The sequence below is a fragment of the Pseudomonas sp. GLN_2 genome (assembly GCF_043106005.1).
GTDB lineage: Bacteria > Pseudomonadota > Gammaproteobacteria > Pseudomonadales > Pseudomonadaceae > Aquipseudomonas > Aquipseudomonas alloputida.
In genome coordinates this window covers 1-1,808 of record NZ_JBICMC010000055.1, presented here as the reverse complement: position 1 = coordinate 1,808, position 1,808 = coordinate 1, and the positions used below count along the sequence as shown (strand labels likewise).

At 51.7% G+C, this 1,808-nt stretch carries 1 rRNA gene; it reads right to left on the bottom strand.

The annotated features are described in order from the left end of the window. A 23S ribosomal RNA gene (locus ACF8Q6_RS14215) occupies positions 1-1,808 on the bottom strand; the annotation flags it as partial.

The following is a 1,808-nucleotide window of genomic DNA, read 5'->3' as shown; positions in this document are numbered from 1 at the left end:
AAAGTTGCCAGGGTGGTATTTCAAGGATGGCTCCATGAGAACTGGCGTCCCCACTTCAAAGCCTCCCACCTATCCTACACAAGCAAATTCAAAGTCCAGTGCAAAGCTATAGTAAAGGTTCACGGGGTCTTTCCGTCTAGCCGCGGATACACTGCATCTTCACAGCGATTTCAATTTCACTGAGTCTCGGGTGGAGACAGCGCCGCCATCGTTACGCCATTCGTGCAGGTCGGAACTTACCCGACAAGGAATTTCGCTACCTTAGGACCGTTATAGTTACGGCCGCCGTTTACCGGGGCTTCGATCAAGAGCTTCGCTTGCGCTAACCCCATCAATTAACCTTCCGGCACCGGGCAGGCGTCACACCCTATACGTCCACTTTCGTGTTTGCAGAGTGCTGTGTTTTTAATAAACAGTCGCAGCGGCCTGGTATCTTCGACCGGCATGGGCTTACGGAGCAAGTCCTTCACCCTCGCCGGCGCACCTTCTCCCGAAGTTACGGTGCCATTTTGCCTAGTTCCTTCACCCGAGTTCTCTCAAGCGCCTTGGTATTCTCTACCTAACCACCTGTGTCGGTTTGGGGTACGGTTCCCAGTTATCTGAAGCTTAGGAGCTTTTCTTGGAAGCATGGTATCAACCACTTCGTCGCCTAAAGGCAACTCGTCATCAGCTCTCGGCCTTGAAATCCCGGATTTGCCTAAGATTTCAGCCTACCACCTTAAACCTGGACAACCAACGCCAGGCTGGCCTAACCTTCTCCGTCCCTCCATCGCAATAACTGGAAGTACAGGAATATTAACCTGTTTTCCATCGACTACGCTTTTCAGCCTCGCCTTAGGGACCGACTAACCCTGCGTCGATTAACGTTGCGCAGGAAACCTTGGTCTTTCGGCGTGCGAGTTTTTCACTCGCATTGTCGTTACTCATGTCAGCATTCGCACTTCTGATACCTCCAGCAAGCTTCTCAACTCACCTTCACAGGCTTACAGAACGCTCCTCTACCGCATCATCATACGATGATACCCGTAGCTTCGGTGCATGGTTTGAGCCCCGTTACATCTTCCGCGCAGGCCGACTCGACTAGTGAGCTATTACGCTTTCTTTAAAGGGTGGCTGCTTCTAAGCCAACCTCCTAGCTGTCTAAGCCTTCCCACATCGTTTCCCACTTAACCATGACTTTGGGACCTTAGCTGACGGTCTGGGTTGTTTCCCTTTTCACGACGGACGTTAGCACCCGCCGTGTGTCTCCCATGCTCGGCACTTGTAGGTATTCGGAGTTTGCATCGGTTTGGTAAGTCGGGATGACCCCCTAGCCGAAACAGTGCTCTACCCCCTACAGTGATACATGAGGCGCTACCTAAATAGCTTTCGAGGAGAACCAGCTATCTCCGAGCTTGATTAGCCTTTCACTCCGATCCACAGGTCATCCGCTAACTTTTCAACGGTAGTCGGTTCGGTCCTCCAGTCAGTGTTACCTAACCTTCAACCTGCCCATGGATAGATCGCCCGGTTTCGGGTCTATACCCAGCGACTAAACGCCCTATTAAGACTCGCTTTCGCTACGCCTCCCCTATTCGGTTAAGCTCGCCACTGAATATAAGTCGCTGACCCATTATACAAAAGGTACGCAGTCACCTAACAAAGTAGGCTCCCACTGCTTGTACGCATACGGTTTCAGGTTCTATTTCACTCCCCTCTCCGGGGTTCTTTTCGCCTTTCCCTCACGGTACTGGTTCACTATCGGTCAGTCAGTAGTATTTAGCCTTGGAGGATGGTCCCCCCATATTCAGACAAAGTTTCTCGTGCTC